Source organism: Sporolituus thermophilus DSM 23256 (genome assembly GCF_900102435.1).
GTDB lineage: Bacteria > Bacillota > Negativicutes > Sporomusales > Thermosinaceae > Thermosinus > Thermosinus thermophilus.
The window spans coordinates 34702-60793 of sequence record NZ_FNBU01000012.1 but is presented as its reverse complement, the minus strand read 5'-3'; the positions used below and the strand labels follow the sequence as shown (position 1 = coordinate 60793).

Here is a 26092-nt window from a genome sequence, read left to right as displayed (position 1 = left end):
TATGACAGCAAATCCGACATCTGGCAGTGGCTCTAAGCCTGTGCCTTGGGGTAAAAAATACCGTACGCCGCTGATGAACACCGCTTTTTGGTTGTTCTGGCTGGCTTTTCCGTTCGCATACTTCGGCGGTGTGCAAAAAAATGGTTTCTTCATTACCTTGTCGCTAGTCCTATTTTGTATTGCCTGTGTGATACCGTTAGTTACCAAGAAATAAAGCAATGGGGATCCGTATTGCCTACTCGCATACGGATCCCCTGAATTTACAGTTTTGGCAGGAGGGGCAATATGCGGCTTTTGTTGGTTGGTGGCGCAGGTGAAATCGGGCGACATCTGACCGAATATTATCTGCGGTCAGGACACGAAGTGCTGGTTTATGACCGTTCGGCCAATCCCCAAATGGCGGCGGGACGGGCAGGGCTTACTATTATTAAGGGCGACTTGGAAGATATAGAGCTTTTGCGGAGCGTCGTACCCGGCAGCGATTTCGTGGTGAATCTGGCCTGGAGCTTTGCTGACAATGCGGCTGCGCTTTTCCGCAGCGATCTCGGCGGACACATCAACCTCTTAGAAGTGGCCGCTTCCGCTCGGATTCAACGCTTCGTTTATGCCAGTACGGCGGCGGTGTACGGCAGTCCCCGGACGGAACCGGTAACGGAGGAACACCCGTGCCTGGTGCAACAGGCACGCAACCCCTTATATGCCCTTGCCAAATATGCTGCCGAGCAACTTTGTCATGTATATAACACCGAAAGAGGGCTGCCAATTACCATCCTGCGTTTTTGGTGGGCTTTCGGCGAGACTATCGGTGGTAAGCATCTGCGTAACATGGTACGCGCTGCGGTAAATAATGACATGATTCAGATTGTGAAAGGGGCCGGCGGCTGTTTTGTTACCATGGAAGATTTGGCGGCGGCTATTCTGCTGGCCGGGCAGAACACCGCTATCAGTGACGGGGTTTATAATATCGGCAGCCTGTTTCTTACATGGTCAGAGATCGTAGCAATGCTGGTGGAGGCTACCGGTTCACGTTCGCCGATAGTAGAGGTATTGGATCATGACTGGACAGGACCGGCTTTTCTGCGGGAACGGTGGCAGTTGAGTTGCACTAAAGCAAGTCGGGAGATCGCTTTTCAGCCCCGGCGCGACGGTGATGCCATGCGGGACGCGTTCCGTCAGGCACTTATTAGGTGTTGCCAGGAAGTAAAAGATGCGATTAAACCGTGATGAGCGGGGAAAGGGGTAGGAAGTGGACATTGGGGCTGGTTTAGATTATTGCTGCCGCTATATAAAAAATAAATGGCTAGGTAAGAGCAGTGCACCGTTGCCGGCGCCCGCCGAAGGACTGGTCATATTTTTTGGTGCCAGTCTAGGCATGGGCGTAGTCACTTATCTAGCCATGGAATGTAACGCGCCGGTTCTGGTGGCATCTTTTGGCGCCTCAGCGTGTCTGATATTCTGCGTGCCTGCAGCACCGTTCGCCCAACCCCGCAGCGTAATTGCCGGTCACATCATTGCGGCTGTGGTTGGGGTTATCATGCACATTATATTTGGCTCGACCTGGTATGCGGCAGCTTTTAGCGTGAGCGGGGCCATTGTCGCCATGCTTTATAGCAGGACCCTGCATCCGCCGGCGGCGGCTACCGCTCTCATCGCGGTGGTGACCGGTCAAAGCATTTTCTACCCGCTGTATCCGGTAGCGCTGGGGTCGACCATCCTAGTGCTTGCGGGGAAGGTTTTGAACCGTCTGATGTCGGGAATAATGGCGGCAATATTCCCCCCTAAAAAAATCGCGCGATAAATGGGGTGACGGCCAGCCAGCGGATTGGGTATGGGCGATTAAAGACAAGAGAAAAATATATGTTGTGCTAGGGGGGCCGGAAAGGCCGGCTGAGATATAGATCCGTTAAATCTATGACCCTATAACCTGATCTGGGTAATGCCAGCGTAGGGAAAGCTCCAGGATTTACGTTTTTCTTGCAGCGCATCCTTACGGGGGCGCTTTTTTGGTTGTTGCTACATGCTCATTTTGCTCAAGTCTCTTCCGAACAGGAGGAGTAATAGCCCCCGTTATATTGTTGTTACGACAAGATAAAGAAGAGGGAAAGTAGGTGTAATTATGATGAACGACAATAATACATTGCAGTTCAAGCATTTCCTGTTTCTATGGTTTGGCGCCGCCGTTTCGGTGGCCGAGATTCTTGCCGGCGGTCTTCTCGTTCCGCTGGGCTTCACTGCCGGGATTGCAGCCATCATACTGGGGCATTTTATCGGTACCACGTTGCTAGTGATGGGAGGTATCATCGGCACACGGGAACGCATCCCTGCTATCGAGTCGACCCGCATTTCCTTCGGAGCGTACGGAACAACTCTCTTTTCCGTATTGAACGTTCTACAACTGATAGGTTGGACAGCCATTATGATCATTTCCGCTGCCAAATCGGCCAACGAAATTACGAAAATGCTCTGGCAGTTTGATTATTTCGCGCTATGGTGCATAATCATAGGCGGTCTTATTTTTCTGTGGATTGCCCTTGGTAGGGAGGGCGGCTGGAAAAAGGTCAACATGGCTGCGGTATTGCTGCTGTTTGGCCTGACGATTATGCTAAGCGCCATGGTATTCAAAGATATAAGCATTTTAACAAAGGTCCCGGCAGGCGGAATGCCGTTTAGTGAAGCGGTGGAACTGAGTGTTGTCATGCCGCTGTCCTGGTTGCCCCTCATTGCCGACTATACTCGCTTTGCCCAGCAGGCAAAAAACGCCGCATGGGGAAGCTGGCTGGGGTATTTCCTGGGAAGCTGCTGGATGTATACTATCGGCCTTGCCGCCGCCATCAGTACCGGTAAAGCCGATCCGACCGACATAATGCTGGCCGCCAACCTGGGGTTTGCGGCTCTGGGAATTATTGTCCTCTCGACCGTTACCACTACTTTTATGGACGCTTATTCGGCCGGGGTCAGTTTTACCAACCTCCGGCCCGGTCTTAACGAAAAACTCGTGGCGCTTGTAATAACGGTAGTCGGCACTCTGCTGGCGCTGGTAGCCGATATGGAACAATACGAAGTCTTCTTACTGGCCATCGGTTCGGTTTTCGCCCCGCTCTATGCCATTCTGCTCACTGACTATTTCATTCGCAAAAAGCGGAGTATTAACCCCCAATTGCTGGCCAACTGGGGAGCGCTGGCCGTTTGGGCTATAGGCGTCGCATTATACTATTGGTTCCTTAAACTTGACCTGGTATTTGGGGCGACCATCCCCGTAATGTTTGCTACCGGTCTGCTTTATCTGGTAACAGGGGGGTATATAGACAAATGGGTATATTGCAAGAAAACGCCCAAACCCTGCTGCGGATGAAGGCATAAAGGCCGTTGATCATCCTGGTAGATCTGTGCCCAATGTGATATGTAATTTGGGAAATCGGCGTCGATGACGCTGGTTTCTGCAGTATATTTCTATTGTTTATTTATGTTTACAGAGGTAAATATGCGCATTGACGTCTGAAGGTTTTAAAAGTACAGAGTGTGAGGCTTAGGGGCTAATCCTGCTGGTTTGTCATATTTCCGGGTGGCGAGTTCCGGGCCGGTGTTTTGCATTCGGTCAGTCGGCATAGAAGTAGCGTACCGGCCAGCATCACGGCGCTGCCGGCAATGATGGCCGCAGCCAGCGAACCGGTGGCATCACGCAGATAGCCGGAAACAATAGGAGCGACAATGGCGGCGCACATGATGGTAGAATTGAAAATACCCACGGCCGCTCCCATGCGGCCCGGATAACGGGTGCTAACGATATCACCTGTCCAGGCAACGGTGATGGGGGTAAAGGCCGAGTTGGTAAAAAGACCTAGCAGGAGCAGTGTAGCTATAATCCCCGGCTTGCTGTCCACATGGGCCAGCAGGTAAAGGCTCAGGGCGGCTGCAGGGAGCACGGCCAGCGCTACCGGCTTGCGCCCCAAGCGGTCAGAAAGTTTTCCCCATAACAGGGCTGCCGGAACAGCCGTTACCGCCATTAACCCGGTATAAAAACCAGCCTGGCCAAGACTGAACCCTTTTTCAACTTTTAAATAGGTGGGTCCCCATGTTATGGCAACCCAAAAGCCATAGAGAGCCGCAAAGGTCGCGGCGTTGATGAGCCAGAGCTGCTTATCCCGGAGAATGGCCTTGTAGTCTTGCCAGGTCGGTGTCCGATCACCTTTGATATTAGGAAGCGACTTAGAGAAATAGGGCAGCATTAAAAAGGTGGGGATGCTCATGAGGACAAAAGGAGCGTGAAAATCACCGAGGGCTTCATAGACTGGTCCGCTGACGGCTAAACCGGCCAGCAATCCCAGAGCCATGCCCATGCCGATAATTGCCGAGCTATAGCCGCGGCGTTCGGGGGGAACAACCTGCAGGGTGGTGCCATAGGCGGCGGGGTAATAGGCGCCGGCCCCCAGTCCGTGAAGGGCTGCGAACAGCAGTAAAAGGGAATAGTTTACGCCCCAGAGACCGAGGCCAAGCAACCCAAGACCGGCCACGCCGTACATGACAATGAGTACTGTTTTAAGGCCGAGGCGGTCGCCGATGATGCCGGCGGGGATTTGCATTAAAACATAAAGAAAAAAATAAGCGCTGGTTAGGCCTCCTACCTGTGTGGAAGATAGGGACATACTGGCGGCCATAACAGAGAGCAATGGGTACATACAGGTACGGTCGGCGTAGATTACCGCCCAGCCCATGGTTAGCGCGCGAAGCAACAATACCACTCCTTGCCAGCAGAGTTTTATACTATTATAGCATGGAGTGAGTAGATTATTATAAGAGCAGAGCAAGTCAATATTAGAAACGCGCATACGGCACTTGGCGCCGTGCATTCCCTTAATCCGGGGCTTGTCCGGCCCGAAGTCATATGTCCTAATGATCTTGACTGGTTTTTGAAGCCATAGTAGAATAATTTTAGCCCCCCCCTTTTGGGGAGGGGGAGAAAGGGGTGTAGCAATGTCTTGGAAAGTAAGCGATAAAGCGCTGAGTTTTATTAAAGAACAAGATGGCGTAGTTACTGTTAAAATGGAACAGAAAATGAGCTTTGGCTGAGGGGGTCCCAGGGTTACGACTTACCCGTCCGTGCGATTGGGAAAACCACAAGCTCACGAAGCCGAAGAGTTTGTATGCAAAAATGTCCGTGATATTGAACTCTATATCCATAACTCCTTCGTTGGCATGGAAGGTTCAGGGGATCTGGAAATTGACTTAGAAGGGTTTTTGTTTGCCAAGAAGTTAGTGCTTAAAGGGTTGCCTCCCCAGCGAAGTTGTTGCAGCTAATGGGGTATTTAGAGCAGGATGCGGTGCCTGCTCTTTTCTTTTACGTTCCATGCTTTTATTATCCGGGGCGGTTATGTCACCAAAGGCGGAAATTTTATGATAAAGCAGGAATATTCTGGCCAAGGGGCGTACTAAATTTCATAGCAATTTTTTTTTAGGAGGCGATACAGTGGAGTTAAAAGGCGTTTATCCGGCGATGGTAACGGCGCTCAATCCCGATGAAACAGTTGATAAAGAAGGCATGCGCAGAGTAGTCCGCTATTGTTTGGATGCCGGTGTTCACGGCGTGGTGGTTCTCGGTTCGACAGGTGAGTTTCCGGCCATGACGGAAACGATGCGGCAGGAAGCTATTGAAGTCACTCTTGACGAAGTGCGGGGACAGGTTCCTGTTTTGATTGGCTGCGGCGATACGAGCACGCAGAAGACTATCACCCAAGTTCGCGCCGCAGCACGGACAAAGGCGGACGCGGTATTGGTTGCGCTTCCTTACTATTATCCGTTGGATCAGGCAGGAGTGTACCGGCATTACAGCTTGGTGGCCGATGCTTCTGAATTGCCGGTAGTGGTTTATAATTTCCCGCAAATGACGAAAATCTCCATTGCTCCTGATACATTGGCCAAACTTGCCAGCCACCCGAATATTATTGGCGTTAAAGACAGCGCTGGTGACTTTGTCGGCATGCAGCGCTATCTCGAGGTGACTGCCGGTAGCGATTTTGCCGTCATGTCTGGCAATCCGGCGCTCGGATTAGCCGCCTATCTGCACGGTGCCAAGGGCGGTATTTATGCCGGTTGCAGTCTGGTACCGAAACTGTGCGCCGATGTTTATAAAGCCTTTGCCAACGGCGATTTGGCAGAAGCGCTCCGCCTGCAAAAAATCGCCTCGCTTATTCCGCTTATGGGAGGATTTGGCGCCAATGCCGCCGTTATCAAATTCGGGCTCAGCCGCTTGGGGATTTGCGGTCCTACGGTGTCGGCTCCTCTCGGCCTGGCGGGTGGCCCGGAAATTCACGATAAAATTCTGGCCTGGATGCGCAGATTGGGTCTTGAGGTATAACTACAATAAGTAAGAAACCAGCGTCATGTGACGTTGGTTTCTTATTTTTGCTTACAGTTTAACGCCAATGAATTGACCGGTGTGCACGGGGGAGTTTTGAATAACTTTTTGTGGCAAAATATTGAAATGTTTAAAAAATTTTTTGGCTCCGATATAGGCGCCTTTCGAAGCATAACGAATGGGGAATGAATTAAGTTGTTGCTCCGTCACCGGCATTATACCCAAAGCATTTTTTTCCCGATCATAGCCTAGCATGCAGAAATGACGGTCGGCCAACAGTTCTGCCGCTTTTTTATTAAAAACAATGCGCCCGTTGGGGCGAATCTCAATTTGTGCCGCCATTTCCTTCGGCGCCCGCTCTTTTTTTGGTTGATACAGAGTAAACGAAAATTCCATGTGTTTCACTCCTTGTTATTTTTTTCTATTAACAGTATGCGCCAATTTTAAAAGATATAAACATCTGTCAAAGTTTCACGGTTTTTCGGTATAATGGAGTAAAGAGAGCGAAAGAGGTGCGTTTTGTGAGTCAGATTTGGTTGTACTTATTAGCGATAATGGTTAGCGGTAGTGTGGCTAAATACTTGTTTGCCAGTTGGGTTGCCTGGGTTGTCATTGATTTGGTTGTCTTTGGCCTCTGCTATCTCGTTCTCAAACGTTATCCCTATATTAATGTAAAAAAAAGCCTACTCTTTTTGGGGGGTTTAACCTTAATCAATATCTTGGTGGATGTCGGTCTACTCGGTGGTATGGCTGCTAATTTGGTCCTGTTGCTCGTCATTGGCTGGTTGCTCTTTGGCAGTAGCGGCAATCGCCCACCGAAATTCCGCCATAAATGGCACAAGTAGGTGTAAGGGGTGGCGGTTGTGAACAATAGAATTTTTGCGCGAACGGCTTTATTGCTGGCGCTGACGCTGCTGTTTCAGTCGTTGCGGTTTTTTATTCCCATCCCCACTGTTTTTTCTACTTTTATTATTGGAAGTCTTGTGAACAGTTGCTTGCTGATAGCAGCCGAAACGGTTGGCTGGCGCTCCGCTTGTTTAATCGGCGTAATTGCACCTGTCGTCGCCTATTTTCAGCAGCTGTTGCCGCTGCCGATTTTCATTGTTCCTGTTGCCGGCGGCAATTTTCTCCTGGTGATATGTTATATCGCCGGCCTGAGGCTGTCGCGTTGGTTGGCTATTGTCGCTGCAGCCGCGGCTAAAGCGGTTTTTCTGTACCTTGGTTTTGTGTGGCTGTTCACCTGGGTTGCCATTCCGTCCAAAATCGCCGCCGGGTTGCTCTTCGCCATGAGCTGGCCTCAATTCATAACAGCGTTGGTGGGCGGGATCCTTACCGCTATCGTCGTACGACGCTTGCGGCCGGTGAATTGACCTGAGCGGTAGCTCTTTTGTGATGAAAATCATGGCAATTTGTGATATATATCACGGCGGGCAAAAGCCATCCTCCTTACAATAGAAACTGTAAGAGCAATATTGCGAAGGAGGAATTTAGAGTGGGTATGTTCTGTTATCAATGTGAGCAAACGGCCGGCGGCGTTGGTTGCACCAAGGTTGGTGTTTGCGGAAAGAATGAAGATATTGCCGGTCTCCAAGACACTCTCATCTTCGGACTTAAAGGCATTGCCGCTTATGCCCATCACGCCCGTGAACTCGGTGTGCGCGACGAGCAAGTTGATGCCTTTATGCACGATGCGCTTTTCTTTACCCTTACTAATGTAAACTTCAATCTTGAACGGCACATCGAAATGGTCCTAAAATGCGGTGAGATGAATCTACGGGTAATGGAACTCTTAGACAAAGCCCATGTTGCCCGTTACGGTTCACCTGAGCCCACCAAGGTATTTACTGGTTTGAAAAAGGGTCATGCCATCCTGATCACCGGTCATGACCTGCTCGATCTGGAAGAGTTACTCAAGCAAACCGAGGGAACCGGTATTAACGTATACACGCACGGGGAAATGCTGCCCGCCCATGCTTATCCCGAACTGAAAAAATATCCGCACCTGGTAGGCAATTACGGTACGGCATGGCAGAACCAGCGCAAGGAATTCGAAGAATTCCCGGGTGCGATTGTGGTGACGACCAACTGTGTCATGCCGCCTACTGACAAGAATACTTACGGCGACCGCATTTTCACCCGGACAATTACCGGGCTGGAAGGAGCTACCCACCTGCCTACCCGCGACTTCTCCGCCGTTATCGCCAAGGCCAAATCACTGCCGCCGGCTGAAGAAAAAGAAGGCGAGTATACACTGACCACCGGCTTCCATCATAATGCCGTACTTGGTCTGGCCGATAAGATAGTAGAAGCCGTAAAGGCCGGCAAAATCAGACGTTTCTTCCTTGTCGGTGGCTGTGACGGCGCAAAACCGGGCCGCAACTACTACACTGAAATTGTCCAGAAAATACCCAAAGACTGCGTCATTCTTACCGTGGCCTGCGGTAAGTACCGTTTCAACCACCTTGATCTCGGCGATATTGATGGTATTCCCCGTCTGCTTGACCTTGGTCAGTGCAATAATGCTTACTCGGGTATCCAAATTGCCTTGGCGTTGGCTAAAGCCTTTAACTGCGGCGTAAACGACCTGCCGCTGTCCCTTATCCTGTCTTGGTATGAGCAAAAGGCAGTCGCCATCCTGCTGACCCTGCTCCACCTGGGTATTAAGAACATCCGCATTGGCCCCAGCGCGCCTGCTTTCCTCACACCGAATGTCCTCAAGCTGCTTAACGAGAAATATGGTCTGCGCCTTATTACAACTCCGGACGAAGACTTGAAAGCTATTTTGGGCTAATAATGGAAAATTCCCGGCAAAAAGTTTTTTTGCCGGGAATTTTTTCATGTCGACCGTATTCCTAGCAGAATACGGTAAGGGCCGGGCGTGCCAGGAGGAATAAGGGCCACGCGGTCGCCGGGATTGATTACCGCGTCCAATGGCTGGGCGCGGCCATTGATAAACATTGCTTCTACCTGGTCTTTATCAATAGCCAATTGTTCCAACAGTTCGCACCCTGATACGGGAGCGGAGAGGGGATAGTGGTAGGGAAAAGGCCAGCCGCGCTCTTGAAAGAGATTCATTAGCCGGGCAAAACCTCGAAGTTCAATTGTGTTTTTCATAATGTTTGCCCTCTGTTATTTTTCATACCGGCATGCTAAGCCGGCAGGATTAAAACAAGCGTTACAGGAGATGCATTTTGCTTTTGCCTGGCCGGCACGCAGCCGCTCGACAAGGTTCGGTTCTTTAATAAAAGGACGACTTAGGGCGATCATATCGGCATAGCCGTTTTGCAGCAAGCCTTCCATCGTAGCCATTGAACGCAAGCCGCCTACTAAAATTACCGGAATACGGACAGCTTCCTTTATCGCCAAGGCATCGGCGGCGAAGTATGCTTCATCTTCTTCGCTACGGATATTGGGACGCGACATGACGCCTTTGGCCTCACGGATCCCGCCGCTGACCTCGATTGCCGCCGCTCCGAGCCGTTCGAGCAAGCGGGCCGTGTAAACAACGTCTTCGCGCGTTAAGTAGCCTGGTCCGGAAAGACCGTCGGTACAATTAAGTTTGGCAAGGATGGGGAAATCGCTGCCTACCGCTTCACGGCAGCGGACCATAATTTCCCGGATAATGCGGGTGCGGTTTTCGATTGAACCGCCCCATTCATCCTGTCGCCGATTGGTATAAGGTGACAAAAATTGCGAAAGGCAGTAACCATGCGCGATATGGAGCTGCACGCCGTCGCAGCCGGCCTTTTTTACCCGCTCGGCCGCAGTGACAAATGCGTTAATCAGCGCCCAGATTTCGTCACCGGTCATTTCCCGGGGGGTAATGCCGGTACTCCTGTCAATGACGGCTGATGGCGCTACCGGTGTTTCACCTTCCGTCAAATCGGGTGAAGTTTGCCGACCCGCGTGAGAGATCTGCACAATTAGTTTGGCGCCATGGCGGTGCGCCGCTTGGGCCAGCAAACGATAGCCGTCAATAAACCGGTCGTCATAGATACCGTTTTGGCGAATGCTTGCCCGGCCAAGCGGATGTTGTACATAAGCATGGGCGGTGATAATCATGCCGACGTCGCCGCGGGCCAGGTTTTCATAAAGTTCTACTTGGGCTTCGGAAATCCGTCCGTCTTCATGGCCTAGCCAGTCCTGAGTAGCCGAGCGGACAAAGCGGTTTTTTACCGTCAGACTGCCGATGGTAAAGGGAGTAAACAACATGCTCATAATGACCTCCTTTATATCTTTTTGCGTGGAAAAAAGACTTGACGGCATGTAGCCGAGAGAGGAAGTGAGGAGCAAAAAACGAATTTAGCTAAGAAAAGAAAAAGAGGGGTGTGACCATGAGTACGATCACCAGTGCCCGTGACCGGGCCGGTCAGAATTTTAAGGAAGGATACAATTGTGCTGAAGCAATTTTACGGGCTTTCCGGGACGTGCTGAATCTTGAACTCAGCGATGCAGCCATCCGCATTGCATCCGGTTTTGGCGGGGGGTTGGGCCATGCCGGCTGCATGTGCGGCGCTTTGACTGCGTCCGTCATGGTGATTAGTTTGCTCCAGGGGCGGGTGAGTAAGGAAGAGAGCCGCGAGCCTGTGTACCAAACGACCCGTGAGTTTCATGAGCGTTTTGCGGCAAAGTTTGGCGCTACCTGCTGTCGTGTACTTAATTCCCACCCCTTTGACACCCGGGAGCACTTACGCAACTGCCTGAAGATTACGGGCATAACGGCAAGTTTGTTAGAAGAATTTTTGCGGGAAAAAGAACTTATGCCGGGCGTAACAAACTAAAAAATTCTTGTCAAAAGGTGACCGTTGCGGCGCAGCCAGCTTTGTTCCGTCTTGTAGTCGGGGAGGTGCTTGGTCACGAGTTGCCAAAACCGCTCGGAATGATTTGGGACTAAAAGGTGGCAAAGCTCATGGACTACCAAATAATCAATAACCTTGGGCGGGGCCATAATCACGCGCCAATTGTACGATATCGTTCCCCTTGATGAACAACTGCCCCAGCGGGTTTTCTGATCGCGGAGGGTAATGCGCGCGGGCTGGACGCCGATCCGTTTTGCCCAATAAGCAGTACGCTCGGTAAGTATGATTCGTGCTTGCTCAAGATACCATTGCTTTAAAAATTCCGGACAGCTAGCCGCCAGTTCGGAGCATCCGCGAATGACAATGCGGTCGTGGTCCAGGGTTACTCTTGCAGGGGCGCCATCAGACAATAAACAAATTGGATAACTTTGCCCCAGATATAGGATTGGCGCTCCTGCTTCCACCGAACGATTAACCGGACATTCGGCGATATTCGCGAGTCGGGCCGATTGCTGCGCGATCCATCTTGCCTTGGTGCACAGTATTTTTTCCAGATAAGCTTGCGAGCAGCGGGCCGGGGCGGTTATTTCCACCACATACGGAGAAATCATCTTTAACTGCACCGTTTTACGGCGTTTGCTATATGTTACCGTGTAAGTTATCGATTGGCCGGTAAGGGTAATCTGCGGCACGCTTTCACCTTTCTCCGAAGGAATATATATTAGAGTTAGTTATTTTATGCCTTGTTTCCTCCAAACTAACCGGAACAATTTTATCACTAATCGCTTGACAATAGGGTATAGCCGTGATATTATACATAATGTCCATTGTACAATTGAATTCGTGCCGGAGTGGCGGAACGGCAGACGCAGCTGACTCAAAATCAGCCGGGGTTTTCCCCGTGGGGGTTCAAGTCCCTTCTCCGGCACCATTTAGTCATAAAGCTCCGAGGTATGTACCTTGGAGTTTTTTATTTTCGCCTGTGAGACCCTGAGGACAAGGCAGTGGCGGTAAGGTATAATGATAATAAAAACGTAAAGCGGGGAGGCCGACGATGCAACGCGTTTCTTGGCTATCTGTATTATTGGTGATATGTGTTCTTCTGGGCATGGGCAGCTATCCCGGCATCGCAGCGGCAGCGGCCAAAGTAAGGCTTGGGGTGGAAAACATTGATCACTACCTGCATTTGTTTCAAGGTAAAAGGGTTGGACTGATTACCAACCATACGGGCATTGACAGCAACTTTCGGAGTACGGTGGATATCCTGAAAGAAAAGACCAATCTGGTCGCGCTATTTGCTCCCGAGCACGGGATCCGGGGCAATATCCCGGCCGGCGCCACCATAGGTTCTTATACGGACGAGCGAACAGGCATAACGGTATACAGCCTTTACGGCGCCACCAAGAAACCAACGCCGGAAATGCTGGCGAATGTGGATGTTCTGGTCTTTGACATTCAGGACGTAGGCGCCCGGTTCTATACATACATTTACACCATGGCCTATGCCATGCAGGCCGCTAGTGAGTTGGGCAAGACATTCGTGGTTTTGGACCGCCCTAATCCGGTAGGAGGAGTACAAGTGGAGGGAAAGGTGCTAGAACCAGAGTTTCAGTCTTTTATCGGCTTATATCCCATACCGATACGCCACGGTATGACGGTAGGGGAATTGGCGCAGTTGTTTAACAGCGAGTTTGGCATCAACTGCGATTTGCATGTCGTTAAGATGACGGGATGGCGGCGCGACATGCTTTATGATGAAACCGGCCTTCCCTGGGTCATGACTTCTCCGAACATGCCAACGGTCGACACTGCCCTTGTCTACAGCGGTACCGGTATATTTGGCGGAACGAATATCTCGGAAGGGGTAGGAACCACCCGGCCTTTCGAACTGGTAGGTGCACCTTGGTTGGATGCCCAAGAGTTGGCCGACCGAATGAACGCCCAGCACTTACCGGGGGTTATTTTCCGGCCGGCTTATTTTACACCCGCTTTTTCCAAGTATAAGGGACAAGTATGCGGCGGCGTACAAATCCATGTCGTGGACCGGAAAGCCTACAAGGCGGTCCGGACTGGGCTGGCGCTTTTATATACCGTTATAGAACTGAGCGGCGATAAATTTAGCTTTAACGCCCCGTACCGCGAAGGCAGCAAGCCTAATATCGACTTGGCCACCGGGGACGATTCGCTGCGCTTGGGGCGCTTTACGCTCAATGAAATCGTAGCCGCGTGGGAGGCGGAAGCAGAGCGGTTTCGGCAAAAGGCTAAACCATATTTACTTTATGAATAGTAAAAAATGATCTAACATGATCCGGAAAGGGGCGGCCCGGGTTTGGCAATCCTAAGGGGGGATGCGGTAGTGATTTGCGGGCAAGGGCCGCCTATTTGGGCGCAGGGTTTTCTGCTTCGGCCTGGTCAGGCCGTTTGCTTTCCGGTTGGCGTTTGACGAGATAAACGCCCAGTAAGGTAATGCCGGTACCAATGATCTGAAAAGCGTTGATTGTTTCGCCGATGGTCAAGGCCGCAATGGCCATAGCCGTCGGCGTAATCATATACATATAAATCATGACTTGGTTGGCACCGATTTTTTCAATACCGTAGTACCAGGCTACCAGCGAAATAACTGTGACAGGAATGGCTGCGTAGAGCAGTGATGCCCATGCCGCCCGGGACACAGCAGGCCAGTTCATGGACCCAAGATCAGGGGTAGAGTAAATCAGCAGAACGGCGACGCCGATTAAACTGGAATGAGCCGTTACCCACAGGGCGGAATGCTTTTTTAGGATGGGTGTTGCTAAAACAGGATAGAGTCCCCATAGGACAGATGCGATAAACGCCAGGATGTCACCTTTTAAGGTGGCAGCGTTGAGCCCCAGCTCGCCTGGGCCGGAACTGATAACCAGGGTTAGCCCGGCAAAAGCTACTCCCGCCCCGAGCAAATAGGACGGCCGTAGGTTCTCATGGCCTGAGAGTGCGTTAAAAAAGGCGGTAAAGATAGGGGAGAGACCAAGCATAAGCGAAGCTGTCGTAACAGTAGTATATTTTACGGCAGCGATAAAAACCGTTTGGTACAGCGCAACCCCTATTACCCCCACGACGACCAGACGCGGTAAGTCCGGCCGGGAAAAGCGCACGGCGCCTTCACGCCATCGTAGTAACAAGAACATAAAGGGGGTAGCGATGGCAAAACGCAGGGCGGTGAACGCAGCGGGCGAAAACTCACGCATTCCCACTTTTCCCAAAGTATAGTTGCCAGCCCAAATTAGGACAACCATCCAGAGTAGTGCTTCGATTAAACGTTTGCCATACATTGCTACGACGCCTCCGTTTCTTGTCGTATATACTTCGCTTAGATGTATGCCATTTCCTCGTTTAACAGCGTCAATAGGCATTGGTCGGGAAAGGGCAAGGTATAAGCAGGCGTTTCCTGGGAATAATTCTAGGGAAAAGAAGGAATGGAGGGCTTTTTGTGACCATTAAAATGACGCGTATACCCGTAAAGCGCATCCTGTTTGACAGCCGCACCCCTGACGACAATAATACGTTTGAATTCACCATCGACTGTGGAGCTGTTTATTTCGGGGCAGTGTATGACGGTGACGGCAGCTTGCTGACCATTGACCAGTACTTTTATACGGATAATTTTTCGCGCGACGATTTAGATTCGGTGGTGGTTGACGATCAATTGCTGGCAGTGGACGACCGCGATTTTCCAACCAAAACCTATCTGTTAACAAAGGGTATTGCCGGCAATGAATGGTTGCGTTTTCATGCCGTTGTCCCCGACGAAATTGATCCGGACTATTTTTACCAAAAATATGTTGGCGAGTAATTTCGGCCGGTGCAGACCGGCATTTATTTTCGGAAAAGCGCAATATTTGGAATAATATGGCAATTGTTACTAAAAATGGAAATTAATACAATGTTTTGAAAAACATTAGGAGGAAAAACCGAGCGGTCGCGTGGTTTTATGTCGAAAAAGAGAGAAGCCCATAGGTCAAGGAAAATCCGACTTAGTAGCTGAATGGCATGTAATTTCGACAACATGCCATTTTTTTGCAAGTAAAATGTCGTATTTTTACGAAAACTATTTGGTCTATCCTGGCAGGAAATACATATATTTACAAGAATTCTAATCATCACCTTAATAGCATTGGATGTTTTGAAGGGGATGACGACTTGTGTATTCTGCTGAAGCTCCTCAAAATAAAATTGTATACTTAAATAAAGAGGATGAATATAGTGACTACTTTGAAAATGTGAAAACAGGAATTTTATTTTTGGACGGCCAACTACGGATAAAAAACCTCAACCGCGAGGCCGAGAAACTCTGTGGCATTGATCGCACGGCGGTATTGGGAAAACGGTCTGACCATGTTTTCCGCCATCATGGAGAAAAGTTTCTGCGCATTTTTTCGCTGTCCGAGTATGATGATCTTTATACCACTAGCCTGAAATTGAAGGTCAAGGAACAAATAACTTATCTTCATGTTGACGCTTTAAAATTACGTGATTCAACCGGCGGCATAAGCGGGATGATCGTTATTTTGCAAGATGTCTCGGCGGTTCGCGCGGCTATCAAGCAAATTCAAACAACGCAGATGCTCATGTCCCTCGGCGAACTAGCCGCCGGGGTGGCCCACCATGTCCGGACACCGCTGACAACTATCAGTGGTTATCTCCAGGTTATGCTGAACCGCCTGGAGGACGATCAGTATACCGTTCGGCGGGAAATCCTTGAAATGCTGCTTGATGAAGTTGGTTATATAAATAAGGTGGTGAAAGAACTGGTCCTGTTTGCCAAACCGCAAATCCAAAAGCAGCCGTGGGTTAACCTCAACCGTCTGCTGGAAGAGGCGCTGCGCCTGACTTTTAAGCAGCTCGGCGGTGAAAATATCATTATCGATAAGCAACTGGCGGAAAACTTGCCGCAGATTTGCGCCGATGGCAATATGCTTAAGCAGGCTTTTATCAACATTATGCAAAACGCAATTGAGGCGATGCCGGAGGAAGGGACATTAAGTCTGAAGTCGTGGCTCCATGCTGATCTCAACATGCTTGTCGTGGCCATTGCCGACACCGGCCCGGGAATTCCGCCGGAAATTCTGTCACGGGTTTTTGAACCATTTTATACTACCAAGCTGGACCGGATGGGACTGGGGCTACCGGTGGCTCATCGCATTATCGCCGAACATGGCGGGTTTATCAATGTCAGTTCTGAAAATCAAGGCACCCGCGTTCATATATATCTACCCATCACCGATGACCGAATACGTCATCTGACGGTCGTGCATCAACAAATTTTAAACTTGCAATAGCTGTGGAGGACCGGATAGAATTCGGTCCTTTTTCGTGTTGTTCCTTTGTCATATGCCAAGGGGCACCCTCATATATGATACTGTTATAAAACAGTAAAGAAGGGATGCCTCGTGGCTGTTGGCAGAGGGGCAGCGGTCGCTGTCCTATTGCTGTTTCTTGCAATCTTGCCAGTCCATGCCCAGATCGACCCCGATATCGCATCACCCAATATTGTAATTAACCTGCCTAGCCGTACCCTCGAATTTTATTCCGGGAGTACACTTATCAAAGTATACCCGGTAGCGATCGGCAAACCTTCCACGCCTACTCCAACGGGGACTTTTAGTATTATTAACAAGGAGGTGAATCCCTGGTGGTTCCCGCCGCGCGGCGGGACGGCAGTTTCTTCCGGTCCTGACAATCCCTTAGGCTATCGCTGGATGGGGTTTCTGCCCATGTACGGCATTCATGGCACTAATGCGCCCTGGGCAATAGGTACGGCCGTTTCTAACGGCTGCGTGCGAATGCATGAGGCTGATGTGGAGGAACTGTATGAGGTAGTGCCTTACGGCACACCGGTAAAGGTCACCTATGACCGCGTCAAGGTCAGGGTGGATGCTCACGGCAACGCGTCGGTCGGAATTTACCCCGATATCTACGGTTATGGTGACGTCACGTTGAGCGAGGTAAAGCGCAAGCTTGCGGCGTATGGCTTAGCCGGTCTGGTAAGCGATGATTTTTTATTAGGGCTCATCCGTGAGGTACCGGATCGGCAGGTGGTAATTGCCCAATTCCATCAAATCCGCGTGAATGGCAAAACTCTTGTTGAGCGAGCTGTTTACCAAGAGAACACGTTGTTCGTACCCGTCTGGACCATTGCCGCTGCACTTAAGCGCAATATTCAATGGGATGAACAGACTAAGACCGTCCGTGCCGGCAATTTCAGCGCTCCTGGCATTGTTAAGGGCGACATCCTGTATATTACGTCCGACAACGTCCAGGTTTTATTTGGCGGTCAGCAGAGTTGGCAGCAAGAAGAAAGGCGCCTGGATATTAATGGGCTCACCGTTGCGTTAAATGGAAAAACTTTTACTAGTGATGTGCGGGTGCTTGACGGCGTCCTCGCCATACCGCTGCTTGCCCTGGCTGATGCCATCGGTCAGAAAGTCACCTGGGATGCGATGAAAAAAGCAGCGACCATGAACGGCAAACCGCTGCCGATTGGTTTTATTGGCGGTCAACCTTATCTTCAAATAACGAAAATCTACGATTATTTTCAAGCCTATGTATATTGGAACGAGCCGGCCCGCAGCATTGAACTGACTTACCCCTTTAACGTCAAGGGTGGGAACGATTAATGTTTCCGCCCTTTTTGTCGTTTGTTTGGCCGGGGGGGATTGACTTTTCGTTTCGGTACATAACCTAGAGCATGATTTTCAAAACTAGAAAGGGATTTCCCGATAAACGGCCAAATATATAAAGATTATGTTTTTGGTACAAGCTTATTAATTGTTAATGGGTGATAGGCATATGCCGCAGAAAATGATAATTATCGACGGGAGCAGCCTGATGCACCGGGCCTTTTATGCTTTGCCGCCGCTGACCACGGCGGCGGGACTATATACCAATGCTGTATATGGGTTTACAACTATGCTGGTAAAGCTGCTCAGCGACAACAAACCTGATCTTATTGCGGTTGCATTCGATAAAGGGAGAGAGACTTTCCGCAGTCAGGTTTATGCCGAGTATAAGGCTCACCGTCAGGCCACACCAAGGGAATTGTCGGAGCAGTTCGCGCTTGCTCACGAGGTGCTGGCGGCATTCGGCATTCCCGTACTGGAAAAACCGGGTTATGAAGCCGATGACATTATCGGTACATTGGCTGTTCAAGCCGCTAAACAAGATTATGATGTTTGTATCGTGACCGGCGACCGGGATGCATTGCAACTGATTGGTCCGCGCACCAAAGTTATGCTTACCCGCAAGGGCATATCGGAAACCGAGCTGGTCGATATCAATGTTTTAAAGGAAAAATACGGGTTATCGCCTGCACAAATTATTGACCTCAAGGGTCTGATGGGTGATGCGTCGGACAATATTCCCGGCGTTCCGGGAATTGGCGAGAAGACGGCAGACAAACTTCTGCGTGAATTCGGTTGTGTAGAGAACCTACTGGCTAATATTGATAAGGTTTCGGGCAAAAAATTGCAGGAAAACCTACGGACTAACGCGGAACTGGCGTTGCTCTCCAAAAAACTGGCTACCATTGACTGCAATGTGCCGCTAGATTGTTCACTGGAAGCGCTCAAAGCAGCGCCTGACGTGGCGCGTGTAAGGGAAGTTTTTCAAAGACTGGAGTTTAAGAGTTTGCTGGTTAAGCTGCCTGACCTTTTTGACAGCAAGGCTTTGCCGCCGACCGAAACGGCCATGGAGCTGTCTCCTGCTAAGGTGCTTACTTCATTTACCGAAATTAGGGAGAGCGTGGCCCGGATAAAACAGTTAGGCAGGATGGTATTTTTTCCCTTGACCAGCGGAAAAATCCCTGCGGTTACATTAACCGGCTTAGCCCTATGGGTAGGCGAGGAGGCAATTTACATCCCGCATGATGTTGACGGCTGGGAGTTGGTGTGGGACCTGTTGACCGACGAGACTATCCCCAAAGTCACCTATAATGCCAAAGAAATTTGTAATGCCTGCAAGGCTAAGGGAACGGAGCTACGGGGGCTATGTTTTGATATTCAACTTGCGGCTTATCTTTTGGAGCCGACAGCGGTAGAGTATCCGCTGACAGAGCTTGCGTGCCAGTATTTAGGTCTCGTCGCCGGCAAAATGGATAAAGAGCGCTTGGACACGCCTGATTATGCGGTTTGGGCGGCTAAAGTAGCGCAGCGGTTATATCCGGTACTTAAGGAAAAGCTTGTGGCGGCGGGGCTGGCTGAACTGTACGAAGAAATCGAGCTGCCGCTTGTCCCGGTGCTGTCCGAAATGGAGATCGCCGGTATCCAGGTGGACTTGACGCAGCTCGATGCCTTGGCGCAGGAAATTACGGATAGAATTGAGGCCTTGCTGACCGAGATATACCAGTTAGCAGGGCAGGAGTTTAACGTTAACTCTACCCGGCAGTTAGGCCATATCTTGTTTGAGGTTCTCAAGTTACCGGTAATAAAAAAGACGAAAACCGGCTATTCGACCGATGCCGAAGTCTTGGAAAAACTGGCGGGACAGCACCCGCTCATTGACCGTCTGCTTGAATACCGGCTGTTGACCAAGCTGAAATCCACCTATTTAGACGGCCTCCGCGACCTTATCCGGGCCGATACGGGGCGGATCCACACCCATTTTAACCAGACAGTGACGGCGACCGGGCGGCTAAGCAGCTCGGAACCAAACTTGCAGAACATTCCCATCCGCACCGAAATCGGCCGTCGCATTCGGGAATTATTTGTGCCCGGGGCTGGTTATGACTTAATCATGTCTGCCGATTACTCGCAAATCGAGCTCAGGGTTTTGGCCCATATGGCGGGAGATGATAATCTGATTGACGCATTTCGGCACAATCAGGACATACATACCCGTACAGCGGCCGAAGTATTTGGCGTGCCGATGACGGAGGTAACGGCCCAGATGCGGGCGCGGGCTAAGGCTGTCAACTTCGGTATTGTCTATGGTATCAGCGATTTTGGCCTGTCACGCGATATTGGCGTCAGCCGGAAAGAGGCCGGTCATTATATCGACAGTTATTTTGCCAAGTACCGGGGTGTGAAAAACTATATTGACAATGTTATTAATCTGGCCAGACAGCAAGGTTATGTAACTACTTTATTTGGGCGCCGACGCTTTTTGCCTGATATTAATAGCGGCAATTTCAACCAGCGGGCCTTTGCTGAACGGACGGCCATGAATACGCCCATTCAAGGAACGGCTGCCGATATTATTAAAAAAGCCATGATCACGGTTTACCGGCAGCTAAGGGACAGGCGCCTGAAAAGCCGCCTGTTGCTCCAGGTTCATGACGAGCTGGTTCTGGAAGTAGTTGAAGCGGAGCGGGAGATAGTGGCTCAACTTGTCAAACAAGCTATGGAGAACGCCGTCGCTTTGGCGGTGCCGTTGGTTGCTGACGTTAAGACCGGCGCAAATTGGGCTCAGGCTAAATGAATGGGGTGACACACAAAATGCCGGAAATGCCGGAAGTAGAGACCATCCGCCGCACGCTCGCTGACAAGGTTGTAGGCCGACGTATCGAGGCGGTAAAGATTAACTTGCCCCGTCTGGTTAAGTGGCCTTCGGTTTCTGAATTTAAGGAAGCGGTAACAGGCCGAAAAATTGAACGCCTTGATCGACGCGGCAAATATCTGCTGTTTCACCTTGAACACGACCTGGTTATGGTGGTACACTTGCGCATGACCGGCCGGCTGTATTACGTACCGGCCGGTTATCCGCACGATAAATTTACGCATATCGTTTTCGATCTCGATAATAATGATGCTATGATTTATGCCGACTCGCGCACGTTAGGCACCCTTTATGCCATACACCGTGCTGAACTGGGACGAATTGCCGGGTTAGCTACCATGGGGCCTGAGCCGCTTTCACCGGAATTCACTTTCGATTATTTCCGGATGATGTTGAAAAAGCGGCAGTCGTCGATTAAGGCCGTTCTGCTTAATCAACAGGTTATCGGCGGTTTGGGCAACATCTATGTAGACGAAAGTTTAGCTGTGGCCGGCATTGCGCCAACGCGCTCCGCCGCCAGTCTTAGCGAGGACGAAGCCAATAAGCTCTATCGCGCCATAAATCAGGTCATCGAAGAAGGTATTGTCCATGGGGGGACAAGTTTTCGCGATTACCGCGACGGAGTCGGACAAACCGGCAGTCACCAGCATTATTTGCGGGTATATGGCCGTAAGGGACAGCCTTGCCAGCGGTGTGGCACGCCAATTGTCCGCACGGAAGTGGGCGGGCGGGGTACCCATTTTTGTCCAAATTGCCAACGATAGACGAGGTAGGTCAAATGTATGTGATTGGGTTGACAGGTGGTATCAGCAGTGGTAAAAGTACCGTGAGCGCTATGCTGCAAGAGTTGGGAGCCGTTATTATCGATGCCGATGAAATTGCCAGGGAGGTTGTAGCGACCGGTAAGCCAGCCTGGCAGGAGATAAAAGACGAATTTGGTCTTAGCGTCTTGAATGGTAACGGTAGTATTAACCGCAAGGCTCTTGGGGAGATTGTTTTTAGCGATGCCAAGCAGCGCGCCAAGCTGGAAGCAATTACCCATCCTCGCATCCAAGCGGCGGTTGAAACCGCTCTTGAAGCAGCCCGCAAAGCGGGAGTAAGGGTAGCGGTGCTGGACGTACCGCTGCTAATCGAGAAAGGGTGGGACGATCTTGCCGACGCCGTTTGGGTAGTGTATGTAGATGAGCAGACGCAGCTTAAGCGGCTTATGGCGCGGGACAGACTGACCGAAGGTGAAGCCAGGGCAAGGATAAGCGCGCAAATGTCTCTGCGGGAAAAAGCAGAGCGAGCCCACGTCATAATTGATAACAGCGGTAGCATCGATGCCACGCGTCGCCAGGTGCTGGCCGCCTGGCAGAAAATCCCCGCTAAATAATAACGAATGATTGCATTAGTCAATACATACTTTGTAGCAAGTAATATGACGGAGTGATTGATTTTGCGCGTTTTATCCTGGCTAAACGCATTGGTTGTAGGGCTTCTTGTATTGGCCGCCGGGAGTTATGCCATTTACAACAGCGATTGGTTTCAAAAAAAATACCTGTATCCATTTCCGTATCAGAATTTAGTTTATCAATACTCCCTGGAGCATAATCTTGATCCTTTTTTGGTAGCCGGTGTTATACGCACGGAAAGCAAGTTTATCCCTCAGGCTGTCTCTCCGAAAGGGGCGCTGGGACTGATGCAAATAATGCCGGAAACCGGTCAATGGCTGGCAGGACAGATCGGGAGACAGGATTTTCTGGTGCAGGATTTGACTGACCCGGAGACAAATATTGCTTTTGGAACCTGGTACCTTGCGTCACTTAAGCGCGAATTTGAGGATAACGAAGTGCTGGCTCTCGCCGCATATAACGGCGGAAGGGGCAATGTGCGCCAGTGGATGCGCCAGTATGGCTGGGATATGTCTTTCCAAGACATAAGGCAAATCCCTTTCCGTGAGACGCGCGAATATGTCGCAAAGGTGCTGCATAATAAAAGACGTTATCAGGAGTTGTATGGACAATAGGAGGTGCTGTCTTGCGTTGGGGCAAGATATGGCTTGCCACCGCTCTGTCGCTAATACTAGTGCTTGCCGTTGGTTGCGGAGGAACAAAACTTAATTCCGAGGGACAGGGTACACGGCAGCTGCAGCCAGGCGGTCAGCTTGTTTATGGCAGTTTGCGTGAGCCAAACACGCTGAACCCGCTGCTATCCGACCTTTTAGCGACAGCCGAAGTGGGCAGTCTTATTTTCAGTGGTCTAATTACTGTTAATGACAAAGGAGAATGGGTACCTGATCTGGCGGTAGAAGTGCCTACCGTTCAAAATGGTGGTGTCAGTCCTGACGGCTTGACCGTAATATATAAACTACGGCAGGGGGTTACCTGGCATGATGGTCAGCCGTTTACCGCCGCCGACATCCAGTTTACCTGGCAATATATCATGAACCGTAAAGTAAATGTTATTTCCCGTGACGGTTATGACCGGATTAAGGCGATAGAGACTCCCGACCCTTATACTGCGGTGATTCGTTTTAAGCAGCCTTATGCACCCTATCTTACCCTATTTCGCACTGTTCTTCCCAAACATATTCTCGAGGGGGTCGAAGATTATAACAAAGCGGGCTTTAACCGCCGGCCTGTAGGCACAGGACCTTTTAAATTCAAGGAATGGCGGTTGGCCGAAGCGATTATTTTGGAGGCCAATCCCGCGTACTATCACGGCAAGCCCCATTTGGACAGTATTATTTATAAAATAATCCCCGACCCCGATATTTTGTTGACCCAGCTAAAAGCCGGCGAAGTTGATATTGTAAGTAATGTTAGCTTTGCTCAACTTGAACAAGTAAAAGCAATTGACGGAGTCCAGACCTTTATTACGCCAAACATGATTTGGGAACATTTGGATTTTAATCTGGACAATCCATTGTTTCAGGATGTCCGGGTCCGTCAGGCTATCGCGCTGGCCATCGATCGGCAGAGTATCATTACTACGGTGCTGAAGAATGTGGCCAGTCCGGCGGTAGCTGACCAGCCGCCGCTTTCCTGGGCGTATAATCCGGCGCTTAAGCCCCCGGCAAGGGATGTGAACAAAGCGCGTGAGCTCCTGGCCCAGGCCGGTTGGAAACAGGGGCCGGACGGCGTGTTTGCCAAAGACGGGCAACGGTTGGCTTTCTCGCTCGTTACAACCGGGGGCAATAAAATCCGGGAAACGGTTGGGCAAGTTATTATTCAACAACTAAAAGAAGTAGGCATACAAGGGGAGTTGCGCCTGGTCGATGCACCGCTCTTCTTTGGCGATGTACTGAAAAACCGCCGGTTTGAGACGGCAATGTACGCCTGGGTAGCCGGTCTGGATCCTGATAACCAAAGCTTATGGCATTCAAAAAAAATTCCTAGCCGAGCTAACGGTTATGAGGGACAGAATTATCCCGGTTGGCGCAATCCGGAAGTGGATGTTCTGACCGAACAGGGGGCGAGTACACTCGACCTTGGGAGTCGTAGGCAAATCTATTTTCGCCTCCAAGAACTTATTGTCCAGGAGGTTCCTGTCGTTCCCCTCTATTTCCGGGCCAACATTGATGCGGTCAAATCCCGCGTAGTCAACTACCGGCCTAATCCGACGCCGGCCGGCAACCTATGGAATGCGTGGGAATGGGCATTGGTGGCTAAATAATTTTTGGGAAAAACGCTTGACGATAGCGGAGATGTTATGGTAATATAATTGTGTCGCCGTGAGAGGCGGCATATGAGTAAAGATGCGGTCGTGGCGGAATTGGCAGACGCGCTAGACTCAGGATCTAGTGGGGGCAACTCCATGGAGGTTCAAGTCCTCTCGACCGCACCACATTTTAATATCTCTTCTAATATGCGGTTGTGGCGGAACTGGCAGACGCACCATCTTGAGGGGGTGGCGCCCAAAAGGCGTGTGAGTTCAAATCTCACCAACCGCACCAATTATTTAAACCTACGAACATTGTGTTCGTAGGTTTTTGTATTTTGGTTGATTAGCGAATTAACTCGGCTGTAAAATACTTCCGGCCATGCAGGAATTTTTGAGGAATTTCAGAATTAATTTTATTGGGTAACTTTACCTTAGCGCGAAAGGAGTGGGAGGAATCCTGGTTGATCGGTTGGCCTGATTTTTTAAAGCAAAAGGAGGTGCATTTATGGTTTGGGTTGGAGGTTTAATTGTTCTCTTAACTTTTTATGCAATTATCAAACGGTATGAGACACGGTTAGTCTTGTTTATTTCCGGTCTGTTAATGGCGCTTTTGTCCGGCAAACCCCTTGCCGCCATTGATGCCTTCAGTGCGGCGATGATCAACAGCGGCCTTGTTCCGGTTATCGCCACGGTTATGGGTTTTGCCTTTGTGATGAAGCTGACAAAATGTGATATGCATTTAGTACATCTCCTGGCCGGGTTCTTAACCAAGTTTCGCCCCATTCTTATTCCGGGTACGGTATTGGTTACCTTTGCGATTAACATTGCTCTGCCAAGTGCGGCAGGCTGCGCGGCAGCAGTCGGCGCTATTTTGATCCCTGCCTTAATAAGTGCCGGTATTCACCCGGCTATTGCCGCCAGCGCCGTACTTGCCGGTACTTGGGGCAGCGTCTTTAGTCCTGGTTCGGCGCACAATCCTTTTATTGCCAAGCTGGCAAATGTGGACGTAATGACCGTCATTGCCGGTCATACTCAGGCAGCTATTGCCGGCGCCATTGTCGCCGCTATCGCTTTGACGGCCGTAGCCTTCTTCCGCAAAGAAGACCGCGGGTATCAGGGCGCCGCTAACCTGCTGGACGATAAGCAAGAATTTAAGGTTAATTATCTTAAGGCGCTTGTTCCCCTTGTTCCACTTGCACTTTTGGTACTGGGCAGCAAACAGGTACACCTTATCCCCGAAGTTACGGTGCCGCAGGCCATGATTTTTGGCGCCATACTAGGCTTTGTCGCTACTTTCACTAATCCCCAGGAAATTTCGAAGCAGTTTTTTGCCGGTATGGGTGAAGCTTATGCCAATGTTATCGGCATTATTGTTGCCGCCGCCGTCTTTACCAAGGGAATGGAACTTATCGGCCTTACCGGTGCGCTCATAGCTGCCATGAAGCAGTCGGCCCATATCGCCAAGGCGGCTGCTACTTTCGGACCGTTCATCATCGCGGTATTGTCCGGCTCCGGCGATGCGGCCACACTCGCCTTCAACGGGGCCATTACGCCTTATGCGCAACAATTTGGCTTTGGTATTACGCAAATGGGTTCCCAGGCATTTATTAGCGGCGCCCTTGGCCGTTCCATGTCACCTGTGGCCGGTGCTGCTATCGTGTGTGCTCAGCTGGCCGGGGTGAATACCCTTGAACTGACCAAGCGCAACGCCTTAGGTATGATTTTGGCCGCGTTAGTCACGATGCTATTACTTCTGTAATCTTATATC

General features: G+C 50.5%; 25 protein-coding genes, 3 tRNA genes and 1 riboswitch. Of the genes, 22 read left to right on the top strand and 6 right to left on the bottom strand.

The window, feature by feature from the left end; genetic code table 11:
- Position 1: 1 nt before the first annotated feature.
- From BLQ99_RS08565 to cytX, 4 genes are all read left to right on the top strand, one after another.
- Positions 2-214 carry a hypothetical protein gene (locus BLQ99_RS08565; protein WP_093690050.1) on the top strand — a complete coding sequence of 71 codons (213 nt, stop codon included), beginning with the start codon at positions 2-4 and terminating at the stop codon, positions 212-214.
- Between the two features lie 71 nt (positions 215-285).
- Positions 286-1224, top strand: coding sequence for an NAD-dependent epimerase/dehydratase family protein (locus BLQ99_RS08560; protein WP_093690048.1), 939 nt, complete (start codon positions 286-288; stop codon positions 1222-1224).
- A gap of 22 nt (positions 1225-1246) precedes the next feature.
- Positions 1247-1798, top strand: a complete 552-nt coding sequence (locus BLQ99_RS08555) for an HPP family protein (RefSeq protein WP_093690046.1) — start codon at positions 1247-1249, stop codon at positions 1796-1798.
- Positions 1799-1857: 59 nt separating this feature from the next.
- Positions 1858-1969, top strand: a riboswitch (TPP riboswitch).
- Between the two features lie 150 nt (positions 1970-2119).
- Entirely contained in the window at positions 2120-3352 is a 1233-nt protein-coding gene (gene cytX / locus BLQ99_RS08550) for a putative hydroxymethylpyrimidine transporter CytX (RefSeq protein ID WP_245690383.1), read from the top strand.
- 181 nt (positions 3353-3533) lie between these two features.
- Here the strand turns inward: cytX and BLQ99_RS08545 are convergent, their stop codons facing one another.
- Positions 3534-4730 carry an MFS transporter gene (locus BLQ99_RS08545; RefSeq protein WP_171904639.1) on the bottom strand — a complete coding sequence of 399 codons (1197 nt, stop codon included), beginning with the start codon at positions 4728-4730 and terminating at the stop codon, positions 3534-3536.
- 734 nt (positions 4731-5464) lie between these two features.
- On the opposite strand from BLQ99_RS08545, the gene BLQ99_RS08535 reads away from it, so the two are divergent.
- On the top strand, positions 5465-6352 hold the full coding sequence (locus tag BLQ99_RS08535) for a dihydrodipicolinate synthase family protein (RefSeq protein ID WP_093690037.1): 888 nt from the start codon (positions 5465-5467) through the stop codon (positions 6350-6352).
- Positions 6353-6403: 51 nt separating this feature from the next.
- Here BLQ99_RS08535 and BLQ99_RS08530 read toward each other — a convergent pair whose 3' ends face one another.
- Positions 6404-6748, bottom strand: a complete 345-nt coding sequence (locus tag BLQ99_RS08530) for a hypothetical protein (protein WP_093690035.1) — start codon at positions 6746-6748, stop codon at positions 6404-6406.
- A gap of 125 nt (positions 6749-6873) precedes the next feature.
- On the opposite strand from BLQ99_RS08530, the gene BLQ99_RS08525 reads away from it, so the two are divergent.
- The 3 genes from BLQ99_RS08525 (at position 6874) to hcp (ending at position 9143) form a co-directional block, all read left to right on the top strand.
- Complete coding sequence (locus BLQ99_RS08525; RefSeq protein ID WP_245690382.1) at positions 6874-7197, top strand: hypothetical protein; 324 nt, start codon at positions 6874-6876, stop codon at positions 7195-7197.
- An 18-nt stretch (positions 7198-7215) separates the two neighbouring features.
- A complete protein-coding gene (locus BLQ99_RS08520; protein ID WP_093690031.1) occupies positions 7216-7722 on the top strand; it encodes an ECF transporter S component in 507 nt (168 codons plus the stop codon).
- Positions 7723-7844: 122 nt separating this feature from the next.
- Positions 7845-9143 (top strand): hydroxylamine reductase, encoded by a 1299-nt coding sequence (gene hcp / locus BLQ99_RS08515; RefSeq protein ID WP_216093647.1) that lies wholly within the window; start codon positions 7845-7847, stop codon positions 9141-9143.
- Positions 9144-9187: 44 nt separating this feature from the next.
- Here the strand turns inward: hcp and BLQ99_RS08510 are convergent, their stop codons facing one another.
- Both BLQ99_RS08510 and BLQ99_RS08505 read right to left on the bottom strand, forming a co-directional pair.
- Complete coding sequence (locus tag BLQ99_RS08510) at positions 9188-9466, bottom strand: MoaD/ThiS family protein (protein ID WP_093690029.1); 279 nt, start codon at positions 9464-9466, stop codon at positions 9188-9190.
- Between the two features lie 15 nt (positions 9467-9481).
- A complete protein-coding gene (locus tag BLQ99_RS08505; protein ID WP_093690027.1) occupies positions 9482-10570 on the bottom strand; it encodes an NADH:flavin oxidoreductase in 1089 nt (362 codons plus the stop codon).
- Between the two features lie 116 nt (positions 10571-10686).
- Between BLQ99_RS08505 and BLQ99_RS08500 the strand changes: the two genes are divergently transcribed.
- The gene (locus BLQ99_RS08500; RefSeq protein ID WP_093690025.1) at positions 10687-11133 is read left to right on the top strand and encodes a C-GCAxxG-C-C family (seleno)protein; all 447 of its coding nucleotides are present in this window, start codon (positions 10687-10689) and stop codon (positions 11131-11133) included.
- Here the strand turns inward: BLQ99_RS08500 and BLQ99_RS08495 are convergent.
- On the bottom strand, positions 11130-11843 hold the full coding sequence (locus tag BLQ99_RS08495; RefSeq protein WP_093690023.1) for a M48 family metallopeptidase: 714 nt from the start codon (positions 11841-11843) through the stop codon (positions 11130-11132). The two genes, BLQ99_RS08500 and BLQ99_RS08495, sit on opposite strands and share 4 nt — an antisense overlap.
- 153 nt (positions 11844-11996) lie before the next feature.
- Between BLQ99_RS08495 and BLQ99_RS08490 the strand changes: the two genes are divergently transcribed.
- Positions 11997-12082, top strand: a tRNA-Leu gene (locus BLQ99_RS08490).
- A gap of 123 nt (positions 12083-12205) precedes the next feature.
- The gene (locus BLQ99_RS08485; RefSeq protein WP_143005888.1) at positions 12206-13438 is read left to right on the top strand and encodes an exo-beta-N-acetylmuramidase NamZ family protein; all 1233 of its coding nucleotides are present in this window, start codon (positions 12206-12208) and stop codon (positions 13436-13438) included.
- Between the two features lie 91 nt (positions 13439-13529).
- Here BLQ99_RS08485 and BLQ99_RS08480 read toward each other — a convergent pair whose 3' ends face one another.
- Entirely contained in the window at positions 13530-14459 is a 930-nt protein-coding gene (locus tag BLQ99_RS08480; RefSeq protein WP_171904638.1) for a DMT family transporter, read from the bottom strand.
- Positions 14460-14617: 158 nt separating this feature from the next.
- Between BLQ99_RS08480 and BLQ99_RS08475 the strand changes: the two genes are divergently transcribed.
- From BLQ99_RS08475 to dcuC, 11 genes are all read left to right on the top strand, one after another.
- Positions 14618-14980, top strand: a complete 363-nt coding sequence (locus BLQ99_RS08475; RefSeq protein WP_093690019.1) for a hypothetical protein — start codon at positions 14618-14620, stop codon at positions 14978-14980.
- A gap of 349 nt (positions 14981-15329) precedes the next feature.
- A complete protein-coding gene (locus BLQ99_RS08470) occupies positions 15330-16466 on the top strand; it encodes a two-component system sensor histidine kinase NtrB (protein ID WP_093690017.1) in 1137 nt (378 codons plus the stop codon).
- 111 nt (positions 16467-16577) lie between these two features.
- The gene (locus BLQ99_RS08465; RefSeq protein WP_093690015.1) at positions 16578-17804 is read left to right on the top strand and encodes a L,D-transpeptidase family protein; all 1227 of its coding nucleotides are present in this window, start codon (positions 16578-16580) and stop codon (positions 17802-17804) included.
- 172 nt (positions 17805-17976) lie between these two features.
- The gene (gene polA, locus BLQ99_RS08460; protein ID WP_093690013.1) at positions 17977-20601 is read left to right on the top strand and encodes a DNA polymerase I; all 2625 of its coding nucleotides are present in this window, start codon (positions 17977-17979) and stop codon (positions 20599-20601) included.
- A gap of 17 nt (positions 20602-20618) precedes the next feature.
- Positions 20619-21443 (top strand): bifunctional DNA-formamidopyrimidine glycosylase/DNA-(apurinic or apyrimidinic site) lyase, encoded by an 825-nt coding sequence (mutM, locus tag BLQ99_RS08455; RefSeq protein WP_093690011.1) that lies wholly within the window; start codon positions 20619-20621, stop codon positions 21441-21443.
- The gene (coaE, locus tag BLQ99_RS08450; protein ID WP_245690381.1) at positions 21422-22054 is read left to right on the top strand and encodes a dephospho-CoA kinase; all 633 of its coding nucleotides are present in this window, start codon (positions 21422-21424) and stop codon (positions 22052-22054) included. The genes mutM and coaE overlap by 22 nt, the downstream gene beginning before the upstream one ends.
- 63 nt (positions 22055-22117) lie before the next feature.
- Positions 22118-22687 (top strand): lytic transglycosylase domain-containing protein, encoded by a 570-nt coding sequence (locus tag BLQ99_RS08445; RefSeq protein WP_093690007.1) that lies wholly within the window; start codon positions 22118-22120, stop codon positions 22685-22687.
- A gap of 11 nt (positions 22688-22698) precedes the next feature.
- Entirely contained in the window at positions 22699-24336 is a 1638-nt protein-coding gene (locus tag BLQ99_RS08440) for a peptide ABC transporter substrate-binding protein (RefSeq protein ID WP_093690005.1), read from the top strand.
- An 84-nt stretch (positions 24337-24420) separates the two neighbouring features.
- Positions 24421-24507: transfer RNA gene (locus tag BLQ99_RS08435), tRNA-Leu, on the top strand.
- Positions 24508-24530: 23 nt separating this feature from the next.
- A tRNA-Leu gene (locus tag BLQ99_RS08430) sits at positions 24531-24616 on the top strand.
- A 213-nt stretch (positions 24617-24829) separates the two neighbouring features.
- Positions 24830-26083, top strand: a complete 1254-nt coding sequence (dcuC, locus tag BLQ99_RS08425; RefSeq protein ID WP_093690003.1) for a C4-dicarboxylate transporter DcuC — start codon at positions 24830-24832, stop codon at positions 26081-26083.
- Positions 26084-26092: the final 9 nt, after the last annotated feature.

Coding starts and splice junctions, on each gene's coding strand:
- BLQ99_RS08565 (WP_093690050.1), top strand. CDS start 2: ATGACAGCAAATCCGACATCTGGCAGTGGCTCTAAGCCTGTGCCTTGG.
- BLQ99_RS08560 (WP_093690048.1), top strand. CDS start 286: ATGCGGCTTTTGTTGGTTGGTGGCGCAGGTGAAATCGGGCGACATCTG.
- cytX (WP_245690383.1), top strand. CDS start 2,120: ATGAACGACAATAATACATTGCAGTTCAAGCATTTCCTGTTTCTATGG.
- BLQ99_RS08530 (WP_093690035.1), bottom strand. CDS start 6,748: ATGGAATTTTCGTTTACTCTGTATCAACCAAAAAAAGAGCGGGCGCCG.
- BLQ99_RS08510 (WP_093690029.1), bottom strand. CDS start 9,466: ATGAAAAACACAATTGAACTTCGAGGTTTTGCCCGGCTAATGAATCTC.
- BLQ99_RS08505 (WP_093690027.1), bottom strand. CDS start 10,570: ATGAGCATGTTGTTTACTCCCTTTACCATCGGCAGTCTGACGGTAAAA.
- BLQ99_RS08500 (WP_093690025.1), top strand. CDS start 10,687: ATGAGTACGATCACCAGTGCCCGTGACCGGGCCGGTCAGAATTTTAAG.
- BLQ99_RS08485 (WP_143005888.1), top strand. CDS start 12,206: ATGCAACGCGTTTCTTGGCTATCTGTATTATTGGTGATATGTGTTCTT.
- BLQ99_RS08480 (WP_171904638.1), bottom strand. CDS start 14,459: ATGTATGGCAAACGTTTAATCGAAGCACTACTCTGGATGGTTGTCCTA.
- polA (WP_093690013.1), top strand. CDS start 17,977: ATGCCGCAGAAAATGATAATTATCGACGGGAGCAGCCTGATGCACCGG.
- mutM (WP_093690011.1), top strand. CDS start 20,619: ATGCCGGAAATGCCGGAAGTAGAGACCATCCGCCGCACGCTCGCTGAC.
- dcuC (WP_093690003.1), top strand. CDS start 24,830: ATGGTTTGGGTTGGAGGTTTAATTGTTCTCTTAACTTTTTATGCAATT.